General features: G+C 71.5%; 9 protein-coding genes and 1 pseudogene. 7 read left to right on the top strand and 3 right to left on the bottom strand.

Annotated features, from left to right (window positions below; all coding sequences use genetic code 11):
• Positions 1-213, bottom strand: a 213-nt coding sequence (locus P1P75_RS31820) for a PucR family transcriptional regulator ligand-binding domain-containing protein (protein ID WP_319262120.1), incomplete at its 3' end; no start/stop codon positions are given.
• 151 nt (positions 214-364) lie between these two features.
• Positions 365-2,851 carry an ATP/GTP-binding protein gene (locus P1P75_RS31815; RefSeq protein ID WP_319262118.1) on the bottom strand — a complete coding sequence of 829 codons (2,487 nt, stop codon included), beginning with the start codon at positions 2,849-2,851 and terminating at the stop codon, positions 365-367.
• A 288-nt stretch (positions 2,852-3,139) separates the two neighbouring features.
• On the opposite strand from P1P75_RS31815, the gene gabT reads away from it, so the two are divergent.
• The 4 genes and pseudogenes from gabT to P1P75_RS31795 all read left to right on the top strand — a co-directional run bounded on the left by gabT (position 3,140) and on the right by P1P75_RS31795 (position 7,577).
• On the top strand, positions 3,140-4,474 hold the full coding sequence (gene gabT / locus P1P75_RS31810; protein WP_086772028.1) for a 4-aminobutyrate--2-oxoglutarate transaminase: 1,335 nt from the start codon (positions 3,140-3,142) through the stop codon (positions 4,472-4,474).
• A 547-nt stretch (positions 4,475-5,021) separates the two neighbouring features.
• Positions 5,022-5,228 (top strand): annotated as a pseudogene (locus P1P75_RS31805) (alpha/beta fold hydrolase); the annotation flags it as partial.
• Between the two features lie 36 nt (positions 5,229-5,264).
• A complete protein-coding gene (locus P1P75_RS31800; protein ID WP_319262116.1) occupies positions 5,265-5,936 on the top strand; it encodes a phosphatase PAP2 family protein in 672 nt (223 codons plus the stop codon).
• Between the two features lie 195 nt (positions 5,937-6,131).
• Positions 6,132-7,577, top strand: coding sequence for an aldehyde dehydrogenase family protein (locus P1P75_RS31795; protein ID WP_319262113.1), 1,446 nt, complete (start codon positions 6,132-6,134; stop codon positions 7,575-7,577).
• 154 nt (positions 7,578-7,731) lie between these two features.
• Here P1P75_RS31795 and P1P75_RS31790 read toward each other — a convergent pair whose 3' ends face one another.
• The gene (locus P1P75_RS31790) at positions 7,732-10,581 is read right to left on the bottom strand and encodes a glycoside hydrolase family 3 C-terminal domain-containing protein (RefSeq protein WP_319262110.1); all 2,850 of its coding nucleotides are present in this window, start codon (positions 10,579-10,581) and stop codon (positions 7,732-7,734) included.
• A 383-nt stretch (positions 10,582-10,964) separates the two neighbouring features.
• On the opposite strand from P1P75_RS31790, the gene P1P75_RS31785 reads away from it, so the two are divergent.
• Genes P1P75_RS31785 through P1P75_RS31775 form a run of 3 tightly spaced genes read left to right on the top strand, consistent with a single transcriptional unit; the run spans position 10,965 to position 14,667 of the window.
• The gene (locus tag P1P75_RS31785; RefSeq protein WP_319262107.1) at positions 10,965-12,659 is read left to right on the top strand and encodes an extracellular solute-binding protein; all 1,695 of its coding nucleotides are present in this window, start codon (positions 10,965-10,967) and stop codon (positions 12,657-12,659) included.
• Positions 12,660-12,685: 26 nt separating this feature from the next.
• The gene (locus tag P1P75_RS31780) at positions 12,686-13,720 is read left to right on the top strand and encodes an ABC transporter permease subunit (protein WP_319262104.1); all 1,035 of its coding nucleotides are present in this window, start codon (positions 12,686-12,688) and stop codon (positions 13,718-13,720) included.
• A 5-nt stretch (positions 13,721-13,725) separates the two neighbouring features.
• Positions 13,726-14,667 carry a carbohydrate ABC transporter permease gene (locus P1P75_RS31775; protein WP_319262101.1) on the top strand — a complete coding sequence of 314 codons (942 nt, stop codon included), beginning with the start codon at positions 13,726-13,728 and terminating at the stop codon, positions 14,665-14,667.
• Positions 14,668-14,670: the final 3 nt, after the last annotated feature.

Genomic DNA, 14,670 nt, shown 5'->3' with positions numbered 1-14,670 from the left:
CCGCCTCACATAGCGCCGCATCGCCCCGGGGTCCTCCGCGTCCAGCTTCAGCGCGGTGATCAGCAGCAGCTCCCCGCCCTCCATGTACGGCACGGGGTCGGCGAGTTCGCTGACGTGCGCCCAGCGCACCGGCACGTCCAGACGGTCCCCGCCCGCCCGCACGGCCAGCTTCAGCGCGGAGTGGTGGACGAGCGAGGCGAGCGTGGGGGGCATGGGACCTTCAGGTCTGAGGCGGGTCTGAGGCGGATCCGGAGGGCAGGGCAGAGGCGGACGCACGGGCGATCAGTGCGATGATCTTTTAGCCGCTTCGTATGAAGGGCCTGTGCCGATTCTGCCTCACCGTAGGGGTCGCCCGCGCCCCGCTTCAGCCGCGCAGATCCACCAGCAGCGGCGGCGCGTGCTCACCCTCGACGGTGGCCAGGGACAGCACCGCGTGCCCCGGCGGCACCTCGTGCGCCAGCTGGGACGCGGACCACCGCTCCCGCTCCACCTCGCGCACCGTCACCGCGTCCGTGGTGACGGCCCGGCCGGTGACCAGCTTGCGCAGGGCGTGCAGCGCGCGGGTCATGGGCTGGTCGGCGAAGACGGTGTGCTTGGCGACCTCCGTCGTCTCCACCCACTCGGTGCCCCAGGTCTGAGCGAACCGGCTGCCGTCCCAGGTGGTGATCCCGGAGAACGCCATCCGGCAGCCGACGGCCCCGTACAGCGGACCGTGCAGGGCCTCCGGGACGTCGGCGACCGTGCGCAGCGACAGCAGCACGCCCGCGTTCTGCGAGCGCAGCCGCTGGATACGGCGCACCGACCCGGCGGTGACCGCGCCCGTCGCGTCGTCCAGGACCAGGGCGGCGAAGTGGGAGCGCCCCGCGTCCCGTACGACCGTGTGGAACTGGGCGAGGACGAGCCGGGTGATCAGCCGGCCCGCCTCCTCGTGGCCGCGCTCGGGCAGGTCGACCCGCACCCGCAGCGGGTGGTGGGCGACGGAACGAAGGGAGAACGCCCGGTGCGCGCCGCTGTCCGGCCGCCCGCCGTTTCCGCTGTTACCGCCGTTACCGCCGTTTCCGCCGAAGAAGTCGGCGAAGGCCGGCCGGTTCAGCAGCGCCAGGCGGTCGGCGAGGGCGCGGCCCGGGTCGCCGGGCGCACCGGCCTGCCGGACACGCGCGTCCAGCTCACGGCGCATGACCTCGTCGCCGGCCACCGCCTCGCGCAGCGCGGACAGTGCCGTCGGCTCGCCCTCCAGCAGCTCGCGCAGGACCGGCAGCGGCGGGAAGCGGCCGTGCACGGCCCGGTAGGGGCCGAGGAGCTGTGCGAGGGCGGTCGCCGCGCTCTGCGCGTTCACCGTGTCCAGGTCGCCCACCAGAGCCTCGGCGAGGACGGCGGCGGCCTCGTCGGGGTCGTCGCACCCGGCGTACGGATCGAGGTCGTGCACCGACGAGGGGTCGCCGATCCGGACGATCACGTCGAAGGCGGAGTCGGAGCCGAGCGGGCTCCCGGCGGAGGAGACCGCGACGAGCGCGCACGCTCCGGTGAGCGCCTGGAGGGCCAGCGCCTCGGTGACCGGCTCCACCAGCGTGCGCGTCTTGCCCGAGCCGGAGGGCCCGACCGCGAGCAGCGAGGTGCCCAGCACGTCCGGGCCGAGCGCGGCGCCCGCGTCGTGATAGGCGGCGGGGGCACGCTCGCCGGCCACCCACCGTCCGATACGGACCTGGTGGGCGAGCAGGTCGTGGCGCCCCGTGCGCCGGGGCAGGTCGCGGGAGCCGGAGGGGTGGGTCCAGGAGGCCCCGGCCTGGCGCAGCACGGTCTCCCGGAAGTCCGGTCGGCCGGCTGCCCACGCGTGCGCGACACGCGCGCAGTCCACGTCGTTCATCCGCCCGGCGGTGATCTCGGCGGTCAGCACGTCGGCGGCCTCGTGCTGCCCGGCGTCGCGCAGCTCGGGCCACTCGGCGCGCGGCCGTTCCACGGGGGTCGGCGTACCGGGCTCCGCCGCCGCTCGCCGGGCGGCGAGCCGCTCCCTCACGTACGGCCACCAGCCGCCGACCAGCGCGAACGGCCACACCACGAGCAGGGTGATCACGGTGTACAGCGAGTTGGTGAACAGCCGGTCGGCGAACAGTTCGTAGCCGCCGGCGATCAGGGCGACGAGGGAGAACAGCGGGTCGACGACGGGCAGGGCGTCCCAACCCACCCCCGGGAAGGCGGTCGGGAACACGAAACTCAGCGCGACCAGGGCGCCCAGCAGCCCGAGCAGCGCCCGCGCGGGCTGCGGCCGGCGGCCGACGAAGTGGCGTACGGCGTCGGGCCAGGCGCCCAGCCGGCCCATGGCGAGCACGAGGAGGGCGAAGAAGACGCCGTCGTAGACCACGCGGGCCTCGGCGCCCTCCATGTTCTTCGGGGAGGCGATCGTGCCGCCCCACCACCAGTCGTCCGGCGTGAACAGCCGCAGCGGCGCGAACTGGTACGGCAGGCCGCCCCGGCGCCACAGCGACCACAGCACCAGCGCCACCACGAACGGGATGAACAGGCCGAGGACGGTGACGGGCGCGAGCCGCTCGGTCGTCCGCGCGGCCTTCGGCAGCCGGTACCCGAACCGCCAGATGCCCGGCTCGGCGGTGGTGGCACGGGGTTCGTTCAGCCAGGCGGCCACCGCGGAGGAGGCGGGGGCGACCGGTCCGCCGGCGTGCGGCACGGACGGCTTGCCGGCCGGCGGCGGCGGTGCCCCGCCCGGCCGGGGCGGCACCGCGGGCGGCGCCGGCACACCGGGGGGCGCCGTCGCGGGGCGCTCCGGCGGCACCGCCGGTCGCGGCACAGGATCCGCATGCGTACCCCGCGCGTCCTGCGTCCCGTCGCTGTCCATCGCCCGTGCCCCCTGACCAGCCGCTGCGTCCACCATGGCCGAGTCAATCTAACGCCCCCGCAAGGGGAGTTCACCGCTTACACGGCCGGGGCCCGGCGGCGGACCCCCCGAGCGGCTATGTCCACGACGGACAACCGGCGCCACCGACAACGCCCACATGGAGCATGCCCGCACCCCGTTCCCCGCCCTAGCCTGCGAGAAAGGAACCTGTGCGTCCGTAGAACGCACCCCGGTATGTACGTCCGGTACGCCGGTACCCCCGGTACGCAAGATCATCAGGGAGCCCCCATGACCGCCATTCCGCAGGAGCGCCGCGTCGTCACCGCCATCCCCGGCCCGAAGTCGCAGGAGCTTCAGGCCCGCCGCGTCGCCGCGGTCGCGCAGGGCGTGGGCTCCGTGCTGCCGGTGTTCACCGCGCGCGCGGGCGGCGGCATCATCGAGGACGTCGACGGCAACCGGCTGATCGACTTCGGCTCCGGCATCGCGGTGACCAGCGTCGGCGCCTCCGCCGAGGCCGTCGTACGCCGGGCCGCCGCGCAGCTCGCCGACTTCACCCACACCTGTTTCATGGTCACGCCCTACGAGGGTTACGTGGAGGTCGCCGAGGCGCTCGCCGAGCTGACCCCGGGTGACCACGCCAAGAAGTCCGCGCTGTTCAACAGCGGTGCCGAGGCCGTCGAGAACGCCGTCAAGATCGCCCGCGCCTACACGAAGCGCCAGGCGGTCGTCGTCTTCGACCACGGCTACCACGGCCGCACGAACCTGACGATGGCGCTGACGTCCAAGAACATGCCGTACAAGAACGGCTTCGGCCCGTTCGCCCCCGAGGTCTACCGGGTGCCGGTGGCCTACGGCTACCGCTGGCCGACCGGGGCCGAGAACGCCGGCCCGGAGGCCGCCGCGCAGGCCATCGACCAGATCTCCAAGCAGGTCGGCGCCGACAACGTGGCCGCGATCATCATCGAGCCGGTGCTCGGCGAGGGCGGCTTCATCGAGCCGGCGAAGGGCTTCCTGCCCGCGATCAGCAAGTTCGCCGCCGACAACGGCATCGTCTTCGTCGCGGACGAGATCCAGTCCGGCTTCTGCCGCACCGGCCAGTGGTTCGCCTGCGAGGACGAGGGCATCGTGCCGGACCTCATCACCACCGCCAAGGGCATCGCGGGCGGCCTGCCGCTGGCCGCCGTCACCGGCCGCGCCGAGATCATGGACGCCGCGCACGCGGGCGGCCTGGGAGGCACCTACGGCGGCAACCCGGTCGCCTGCGCCGGCGCGCTCGGTTCCATCGAGACGATGAAGGAGCTGGACCTCAACGCGAAGGCGAAGGCGATCGAGGCCACGATGAAGGCCCGGCTGACCGCCATGCAGGACAAGTTCGACATCATCGGTGACGTGCGCGGCCGTGGCGCGATGATCGCCATCGAGCTGGTCAAGGACCGCGCGACCAAGGAACCGAACCCCGAGGCGACCGCCGCGCTCGCCAAGGCCTGCCACCAGGAGGGCCTGCTGATCCTGACCTGTGGCACCTACGGGAACGTGCTGCGCTTCCTGCCGCCGCTGGTCATCGGCGACGACCTGCTGGGCGAGGGTCTCGACATCATCGAGCAGGCTCTCGCCCGCGTCTGAGTACAGCTGCGCGTCCGGTCCGGGAGCCACGGAGTTCCGGGCCGGGCAGAGCGTGTGAAGAAGGTGTGCGGGGTGGATGGCGGGAGGCGGATCCGTCTGTCGTCCCGGGAGTCACTGCCGTAGGTTCTTCCCAGATGAGAGATACACCCCGCTCACAGGGGACTGTGGGTGAAACCCAGGCCGGGGCCTCCCCAGCTTCGTCCTGGTCGTGCCTCGCGCACACAATCGGAGCCCTCGGCTTCGGATCTCCTCACCGATCGGACGGTCGCCCGCCCCAAACCCCCCGGGGCGGCGACATTCCGATCCGGACGGCCACCTCGGAACCACCCCCCCTGTTCCGGGGTGGCCGACCTCCTTCTCCCGCGCAGGCTCATACGCAGACCACTGACTGCGGACCCCGGTTCACGCCCGGGGTCTTCTTTTTTCGTGCGGTCGCTATTCGATACGTCTCGTCTTGAGCCCCGGCCTCTCCGAGCCGCCGCACGCCACCCGTCCCGTACAAGGTCCCATGCACCGCCACGTCGACGCCGCCCGGCATCCGCGCGGCCGGGCCGACGCCTGCGGCATGGACCGTACCCGCCGGCTCGCCCGCAACGAGGTGCCCACGCTGGTGATCTCGGCGCCGGCCGAGCCGGTCCTCCCGCCGCCGCACCCGCAGCACCTCGCCCAGGTGATCCGGGGCGCCCGCCTCGTGGAGATCCCCGGACTGGGACACGCCCTGCCGCCCGCGGTGCACGCCCCCTGGCCGCCGTGATCCTGGAGCACAGCCGTTCCTGACAAGCTGGGGTCCATGTCGACCCGCTCCCACCCGGAGGCCGAGAGTGCCGCCCCGGCGCCACGGGCCCCCGGACGCCCCGCCCGGGGCCCGCTCCTGCTCGGCCTTCCCGCTCTCCTCCTCGTCCTGTTCACCTGGCAGGTCGTCGCCCAGGGGCCCCTCCTGGATCTGGACGAGCGGGTGAGCCGGGTGCTGGTCCGGCCCGGCCGGGGCGCCGAGCTGCCGGCCGAGCTGGGCAGTGTGTACGTCGCGGTTCCCGTGCTGGTGCTGGTCGCCGGGTACGCGGCGCTGCGGGCACGGTCGGCGGGGGTGCCGCGGTGGTGGCTGCCGTCCGTCGCCGGGCTCGCGCTGATGGCGCTGGTGCCGCTGATCGTCGTACCCCTGAAGGAGTGGACGGACCGGCCGGGAACGCCCGCTGTGCCGCCGGCGACCGGCTACTACCCGTCCGGCCACACCGCGACGGCGGCCGTGGCCTACGGCGCGGCGGTGCTGGTCCTGCTGCCCTGGCTGGTCTCGCGGCTCGCGCGCCGGGCGGCGGTCGCCACGGCCGCCACCCTGATCGCGGCCGTCTCCTTCGGCCTCGTACGGCGGGGCTACCACTGGCCGCTCGACGTGGCGGCGAGCTGGTGCCTGGGAGCGCTGCTGCTGGGGGCGCTGTGGCTGTTCCTGCGCAGGGTCGCGCGGTAGGAGGCCGCGCCGCGCCGGCCGGCGTACGCCACCACCCTGTGTCCGACTGCGCCAAAGCGGCGTGCCCCCCGTCCCCACCACTACGTCTCGGACAAGCGCCCCTTTGCCGCCGCGCCCCTACCGTGGAGCGGGAAAAGCCAGTCAGCACACCCACTACGCGGAAGGGCCGGGACTCCTATGCCCCAGGAAAAGAATGTGGGGGCCACCCACGCCTTCTGGCTCGCCGGCCGCCAGGTCACCGGCGAGGACAGCTTCGACGTCACCTCCCCGTGGGACGGCCGTCTCGTCGGCAGGGCCGGCGTGCCGAGCGACGCGCAGGTCGAGGAGGCCGTGGCCGCCGCGTACGCCGTGCGGGACGAGTTCGCCGCCACCCCGGCGCACGTCCGTGCCGCTGCCCTCGATCACGTCAGCAAGCGGCTCGTCGAGCGCACCGAGGAGATCGCCCAGCTGATCTCCGCCGAGAACGGCAAGCCGGTCAAGTGGGCACGGGGCGAGGTCGGCCGGGCCGTGTCCGTGTTCCGGTTCGCCGCGGAGGAGGCCCGCCGGTTCAACGGCGGCGAGGCCCAGCGGCTCGACACCGACGCCGGCGGTCAGGGCCGCCTGGCCCTGACCCGGCGCTTCCCGAAGGGCGTCGTGCTCGGAATCGCGCCGTTCAACTTCCCGCTGAACCTGTGCGCCCACAAGGTCGCCCCGGCGATCGCGGCCGGCGCGCCGATCATCCTGAAGCCGGCCCCGGCCACCCCGCTCTCCGGGCTGGTCATCGGCGAACTGCTCGCCGAGACCGAGCTGCCCGCGGGCTCGTGGAGCATCCTGCCGGTCTCCAACGACCGTATGCCCGCCCTCGTCCAGGACGAGCGGCTGCCGGTGATCTCCTTCACCGGCTCCGAGAAGGTCGGCTACGCGATCATGGACTCGGTGCCGCGCAAGCACTGCACCCTGGAGCTGGGCGGCAACGGCGCGGCCGTCGTCCTCGGCGACTTCGCGAGCGACGCGGACCTCGACTGGGCCGCGACCCGCATCGCCACCTTCTCCAACTACCAGGGCGGCCAGTCCTGCATCTCGGTGCAGCGGGTCATCGCCGACGCCTCCGTGTACGACCGGCTGCTGCCGCGCATCGTCGCCGCCGTCGAGGCCCAGGTCACCGGCGACCCGTCCGACGACCGGACCGAGGTCGGCCCGCTGGTCAGCGAGGACGCGGCGCGGCGCGTCGAGTCGTGGGTCGACGAGGCGGTCTCCGCGGGTGCCACGCTCCTCGCCGGAGGCAAGCGTGACGGTGCCTCCTACGCGCCGACCGTCCTCACCGACGTACCGGCGAGCGCCACCATTTCCTGCGAGGAGGTCTTCGGGCCGGTCCTCACCGTGCGCAAGGTGGACGGCGAGGCCGAGGCCTTCGCCGCCGTCAACGACTCCAAGTACGGCCTCCAGGCAGGCGTGTTCACCCATGACCTCCAGACCGCCTTCCGCGCCCACCGGGCGCTGGAGGTCGGCGGCGTGATCATCGGCGACGTGCCCTCCTACCGCGCCGACCAGATGCCGTACGGCGGCGCGAAGCAGTCGGGTGTGGGCCGCGAGGGCGTGAAGTTCGCGATGGACGACTACACCTACGAGCGCGTGCTGGTCCTCACCGGTCTCGCACTCTGAGCCAGAACCCGAGAGCCGCCCCCGGACGCTCTAGCTAATGGGAACCGTTTTCAGGTAATCTCGCCCGAGACGCGAGCTCGTCGTCCCGGAAGGGGTCCGGCACCGATGCCTTCCGGTGCCGGACCCCTTCCTCGCGTCGACCGCTTCCGGACCCTCAGCCGGAGAAGCCGACGAGCGCGAGCCGCAGCGGGCCGCGCAGCCTGAGTCGCAGATCATGAACGCCCTCGGCGGTGAAGGGGGCGTCGAGCGTGGTGTAGGCGTACGGGCCCGCCGTCGGGGCGCTGAGGGTGAGCGTCGCCAGGGGCGGGCCGTCGGCCAGGGAGACCTCGACCGTGCCCGCGCCGGCCACCTCCACGCTCACGGCGCTCACTCCGGCGCCGAAGTCGCAGGCGCGGTAGAGCAGTTCGGCCGTGCCGTCCGCCGCGGGCGTCACCGCGTCACCTGACACCTTCGTCCGGTCCACGATCTCCGTGCCGCTCTGCTCGTCGAAGCCGACGGCGGCCAGTCCGTCGCGCGAGACGGCACGAGGGGCGGCCCGCTCACCGTCCAGGGTCACCGTCGTGCGCAGCCGGACATCCTCGCTGGACGCGCCCACCAGCAGGTCGTACGGCCCCGGCTCGCGCCGCCAGTCGCCGCGCGCGACGTCCCAGAACGCGAAGGCGGACAGCGGGACCTCGAAGGACAGGGCCGTCCGCGCGCCGGGGGCCAGCGTGACCCGGTGGTGGGCCAGCAGCTCGCGCCGGGGACGGGGGACCGACGGGTCCACCGCCCGGGAGTAGAGCTGGGCGACCTCGTCGGCGGTCACCTCCCCGGTGTTGGTCACCGTGAAGGAGACCCCCACCGAGGCCTCCCCGACCTGCACCGCCAGATCGGCGTACGCGAACGAGGCGTACGACAGGCCGTGCCCGAACGGGAACAGGGCAGTGCCCTCGAAGTACAGGTACGTCTGACGGGCGCCGATCACGTCGTAGTCGAGCAGGTCGGGCAGGTCCGCGTCGTCGGCGTACCAGGTCTGCGGGAGCCGGCCCGCGGGCGAGACGTCACCGGCCAGGACCCGGGCCAGGGCGGTGCCCGCGGCCTGCCCGCCGTGCGCCGTCCACAGCACCGCGGACAACCGTCCCGCCTCGATCGCGTACGGGTACGCCGACACCAGCGCCAGCACCGTGCGCGGGTTCGCGGTACGGGCGGCCTTCAGCAGCCGCTCCTGCTGTCCGGGCAGCCGCAGGGTCGCACGGTCCTCGGTCTCGCGGCCGTTGATGTGCGGGTCGTTGCCCGCCACGACCACGACCACGTCCGCCGCGGCAGCCGCCCGCGTCACCGCCTCCTCACCGCGCTCGGTGACGACCAGGTGGAACACCTCCGGCTCCGTCGCCGAGTTCTCGGCGGCAACCTTCACGCCGTCGGCGGCGACACAGACATGGCGATCCGTGCCGAGATGCCGCAGGAGGTGACCGTCGCCGTGAGGTTCGAGCCGGAACGTCTCCTGCACGACCCAGCCGCCCGGCTGGTCCGCGGACGCGCGCAGAAAGCCGTCCTCGGCGACCGAGAGGTAGCGGCCGTCGGGAGCGCGCAGGGTGAGCACGCCCTCGCCCCAGTCGACGAGCGCGAACTCGGTGCCGACGGGGTCCGCGGTGAGGGGCGGGAGGTCGGTGCGGCCCGCGAGCAGCGCCGGGTCCAGGGCGCCCTCGGCGCCGCGCGCCTCGTCGGTGGCCTCGGGAGCGGGCGGGACGCTGAGGAACGTGCCGGCGGCGGTCCTGAGCAGGACCCGGTCCACGCCCTCCGCGAACTCCACGCGCTCCGCGCCGAACCGCTCGTACAGCCCCTCCAGCGGGGTGGAGCGGTGGATCAGGGTGCCGCTGTACCAGTCGAGCTTGCACTCGTCGGCGAGCAGGCCGACCACCGCGATCCGGGCGTCCGCGGCCAGCGGCAGCACACCGTCGTTGCGCAGCAGCACCACCGCCTGCTCGGCGGCCTCCCGCGCGAGCGCCCGGTGGGCCGGGGTGTCGAACTCGCCGGTGCCCGCGTACGGGTCGTAGTGCGGGTCGAACTCGCCCAGCCGGAACCGCACCGAGAGCTGCCGGCGGACCGCCGCGTCGATGTCGGCCTCGGCCAGCAGCCCCTGTTCGTACGCGCCCGTGAGCCTCGCGACGATCTTCGAGCTGTCCGTGCCGTGGTCGGTGAAGCTGTCCACACCGGCGGTCAGCGAGGCCGCCGTCGCCTCCTCGTGGGTGTCGAAGTAGTGCTCGGAGTCGACCAGGTTGGAGGGCGCGCCCGCGTCCGAGCAGACCAGCAGGTCCTCCTCGGTCCAGGCCCGCAACTGCTCGCGCAGATAGGGGGAGAGGTGGTTGGGCCGCCCGTTGACCAGGTTGTACGCAGGCATCACCCCGGCCACCGCGCCCGCCTCGACGGTGTCGCGGAAGGCACGCAGGTCGTACTCGTGCAGCACGCGGGGGCGGACCGAGGACGAGGTGACGTCACGGCCCGTCTCGTTGTTGTGGGCCAGCCAGTGCTTGAGGACCGGGGCCGTACGCCAGTAGGTCGGGTGGGGGCCGCGCAGCCCTCCCGTGTAGGCGATGGCGATGGCGGAGGTCAGCCTCGGATCCTCCGAGTAGCCCTCCTCGTTGCGGCCCCACAGCGGGTGGCGCAGCAGGTTGACCGTGGGCGCCCAGACGTTGAGGCCGATCCGCTCGTCGTGGGCGCGCATCGCGCGGACCTCCTTGGACACCGCCTCACCGACCCGCCGCACCAGCTCGGGGTTCCAGGTCGCGCCCAGCCCCACGGCCTGCGGGAACACCGTCGCGGCGCCCATCCAGGCAACTCCGTGCAGCGCCTCCTGGCCGGTGCGGAAGGCTTCGACGCCGAGCCGTTCCACGGCGGGCGCGAACTGGTGCAGGAAGGAGATCTTCTCCTGGAGGGTCAGTCGCGACAGCAGATCGTCGATGCGCTTCGCGAACGGCAGGTGCGGATCGCGGAACGGCGGGGCGGGCGGCGTGGATGCGGTCACGTGGGGTTCCCTTTGCGATGGAGCGGGGAGACGCTTTCGAAGCGCTTCGATGCTCATTCGACCCCAGGGTGGGTGTCAAGGGACCCCACGGCAACAACTGGGACTCTTGGGCGACATTTCAAGTCGGGCATGAGCGTGGACCAACCCGGACACCTCCGAGGAATGTTGGGAACGACCCTTGTGCACCCCCATGCCTTCACTTAACCTCACAGCAACATCGAAGCGCTTCGACGATTCTTCGTCAGTGCGGAGCCGCCGCCGACAGGCAGGCAGACCTCCGACGATCAGGGACCGGAGACGCTTCGGCTCAGCCAGTTCCACTGAAGACACCGCAGCCGACGGCCACCGCCGGGTGTCCTGGTGCGCCATGAAGGGTTGACGCAATGACGCCGAACGCCGCTTCCGCTTCCTCCGGGCCCAGCCGGAGAAGCTTCCTCGCCTCCACGGCGGTCGCCACCGCAGCGGTGGCGGGAGGGATGCCGTTGCTCGCCGCCTGCGGCGGTTCGGAGAGCGGCTCGCGCGACGGCACCACCTCGGGCAAGGACGCCAAGAAGATCCTGCCGGCCTACGTCGCCAACAACGTGGTGACGCCCGACATCCCCTCCAAGAACGGCTCCGCCGTCGGCTTCTACAGCAAGCTCGACCTGGCGGGCCTGAAGACCTCGGTACCGAAGAAGCTCGGCAAGGGCGGCAAGGTCACCGTGATGTCCCCGTTCTGGGGGTCGCCGCCGAAGGGCGACAACCCCTACTACACGGCGATGAACGCCCTCACCGGCGTGGACGTCGTCTGGCAGAACCAGGACGGCAACACCTACGACCAGAAGCTCGGCGCCGTGCTCGCCTCCAGCAACGTGCCCGATGTCGTGGTCGTCCCCGGCTGGAACATGGGCGGCAAGATACCCAGCGCCATCCTCAGCAAGTTCGCCGACCTGGGCCCGTACCTCTCCGGCGACGCGGTCAAGGACTACCCGAACCTCGCGGCGATCCCGACCGACGCCTGGCAGCGGTCGATCTTCGGCGGCAAGCTGCGCGCCCTGCCGATGCCGGCCTCGTACGTGTCGAACATCGTGCCCTTCTACCGCAAGGACATCTTCGACAAGGAGGGCTACGCGGTCCCGAAGACCACCGACGAGTTCGTGGCGCTGGCCAAGGAGATCACCAACGCCAAGGCCAAGGTGTGGGCCTGCGGCGACATGAAGTGGACCGCGTTCAGCAGCTTCGGCGTGCCGTCCGGCCAGGAGAAGCCGCTCGGCTGGATCGTCCAGGACGGCAAGCTGGTCTACCGCATCGAGCTGGACGCGTACCTCGAAGCGCTGGAGTGGTCGCGCAAGCTGTTCGAAGCCGGATACGTGCACCCCGACTTCAAGCTGGGCAAAAGCCAGGCCATCGACCCGAGCACCAAGTTCGCGGCCGGCGAGTTCCTCATCTACAACAACGACATCTCCAGCTGGTACGGGCAGCAGGCCTCGCAGGTCACCCAGAACCCCGACTTCCAGATCTGGGGCATGGACGTCTTCCGCCACGGTGGCGCCGACCCGGTCATCTACGCCACCCAGCCGGCCAACATCTTCGCCTTCGTCAACAAGAAGGCCTCCGAGGCGGTCATCCGCGACGTGCTGGCCGTGGCCAACGCCACCGCCGCTCCGTACGGCACCAAGGAGTACATGCTCACCAACTACGGGGTGGAGGGCACGCACTACACGGTCAAGGACGGGGTGCCCACCAAGAACGACAAGGGCAACCAGGAGGTCTCCAACGCGTTCGTGATGATCGCGAGCCCGGCGGCGACCATCGCCCACCCCGACCTCCCGGACATCGCCAAGGGCCAGGTCGAGTGGCAGCAGCGGATGGGCGCCTTCACCAAGAAGTCGGCCTTCTACGGCATGCAGATCACCGAGCCCAGCCGCTGGACCAACCTGTCCAACGACTTCGAGCAGCTGGAGGACGACATCGTCCGCGGCCGCAAGAAGATCAGCGACATGCAGGCGGCCGTCTCGGACTGGAAGAAGAAGGGCGGCGACCAGCTCCGCGACTGGTACCAGAAGCTGCTCGACGAGAACGGCACGGCGGCGGGCTGACCGGCGGCGAGGCGAGGAGAACGGCCGTGTCCCACAGCACGGTGCCTCGGAGCAGGCCCGAGGCCGAGAAGACGGACAAGACCCCGGCGGAGTCCGGCGGAGCCACCGGTTCTGGGGGGAGACGGCCCTCGGGCAGGCTGAGCCTGCGGACCAGGTTCCGGCGCGACCGCGTCCTGCTGCTGATGACGCTGCCCGCGGTCGCCCTGATCCTGCTCTTCAACTACCTGCCGATCCTCGGCAACGTGGTCGCCTTCCAGGACTACGACCCCTACATCAGCGACAACGGGGTCGTGTCCATCCTGCACAGCCCCTGGGTGGGCCTGGAGAACTTCCAGCGCCTCTTCGAGGACTCGGCGTTCTGGGAGGCGGTCCAGAACACACTGGTGCTGTTCTTCCTCCAGCTCGTGCTGTACTTCCCGATCCCGATCGCCCTCGCACTGCTCATCAACAGCGTGGTCAGACCCCGGGTGCGGGCGGTGTCGCAGGCGATCCTCTACCTGCCGCACTTCTTCTCCTGGGTCCTGGTCATCGCCGTGTTCCAGCAGCTCTTCGGCGGCGCGGGAATCCTCTCGCAACTGCTGCGCCAGCACGGGTACGACGGCATCGACATCATGACCGACCCGGAGACCTTCAAGTACCTCGTCACCGCGCAGAGCGTCTGGAAGGACGCCGGCTGGGGCATCATCGTCTTCCTCGCCGCCCTCGCCTCGGTGAACCCGGACCTGTACGAGGCCGCCGCGATGGACGGCGCCAACCGGTGGCGCCGCATGTGGCACGTCACCCTCCCCGCCCTGCGGCCGGTCATCGCCCTGCTGCTGGTGCTCCGCGTCGGTGACGCCCTCACCGTCGGGTTCGAACAGATCCTGTTGCAACGCGACGCGGTGGGACCAGGGGCGTCGGAGGTCCTCGACACCTTCGTGTGGTGGAACGGCGTCCGCAACCAGGACTTCGGCTACGCGGCCGCCGCCGGCCTGATCAAGGGCGTGATCAGCCTCGGCCTCGTGCTCATCGCGAACAAGGTGGCCCATCTCATGGGCGAGCAGGGGGTGTACAAGAAGTGAGCACCGTGACCGAACGGCCCGTGGCCGACAACAGCGTGCGCACACCGGGCCGTTGGGCCGCCCCGCCGCGGCCCTCCTGGGAGGAGGAGCCCAGCAGGGCCGGCCTCGCCGGCAAGGGCATCGCCCTCGGCTTCGCCTGCCTCGCGATCGTGTTCCCGCTGTGGATCGTCCTCGTCACCAGTCTCTCCTCGCGGAAGACCATCGACCAGGCCGGCGGCCTGGTGATGATCCCCAAGGAGATCAACTTCATCGCCTACCGGGAACTCCTCAGCGGCGGCCAGGTCACCCGGGCCGCGGTCATCAGCGTCCTGATCACCGTCGTCGGTACGGCGTTCTCCATGACGGTGTCCGTGCTGTGCGCCTACGGCCTGTCCCGCTCGGGATCGCTCGCCCACCGCTGGATCCTGATGACCCTGCTCGCGACGATGTTCTTCAGCGCGGGCCTGATCCCCACCTACCTGCTGGTGCAGTCCCTCGGTCTGACCGACACCTACCTCGCGCTGATCCTCCCGAGCGCGATCAGCGTCTTCAACATCCTCGTCCTGCGAGGCTTCTTCATGGGGATCTCGCAGGAACTCATCGACAGCGCGCGGATCGACGGGGCGGGAGACTTCCGCATCCTCTGGCAGATCGTGATGCCGCTGTCGCGTGCGGTGCTGGCGGTGATCACGCTGTTCTACGCCGTCGGGTACTGGAGCGCATGGTTCAACGCCTCGCTGTACCTCAACGACCAGGACATGATGCCGCTCCAGAACGTCATGATCCAGCTGGTGCAGAAGCAGGAGGCGCCGGTCGGCATGGGGCAGGCCATCAAGACGGGCCAACTGTCGGCGCTGGCCGTGCAGATGGCGGTCATGGTGATGGCTCTGCTGCCGGTGGCGGTCCTGTCCCCGTTCGTCCAGAAACACTTCAAGAAGGGGATGCTGACAGGCGCGGTCAAGGGCTGACGC

The sequence above is a fragment of the Streptomyces sp. ID05-39B genome, assembly GCF_033794725.1.
Taxonomy (GTDB): domain Bacteria; phylum Actinomycetota; class Actinomycetes; order Streptomycetales; family Streptomycetaceae; genus Streptomyces; species Streptomyces bobili.
Note: the sequence above shows the minus strand (reverse complement) of the source record. Positions and strands in the feature narration are given on the sequence as shown.

Coding starts and splice junctions, on each gene's coding strand:
- P1P75_RS31815 (WP_319262118.1), bottom strand. CDS start 2,851: ATGGACAGCGACGGGACGCAGGACGCGCGGGGTACGCATGCGGATCCT.
- gabT (WP_086772028.1), top strand. CDS start 3,140: ATGACCGCCATTCCGCAGGAGCGCCGCGTCGTCACCGCCATCCCCGGC.
- P1P75_RS31800 (WP_319262116.1), top strand. CDS start 5,265: ATGTCGACCCGCTCCCACCCGGAGGCCGAGAGTGCCGCCCCGGCGCCA.
- P1P75_RS31785 (WP_319262107.1), top strand. CDS start 10,965: ATGACGCCGAACGCCGCTTCCGCTTCCTCCGGGCCCAGCCGGAGAAGC.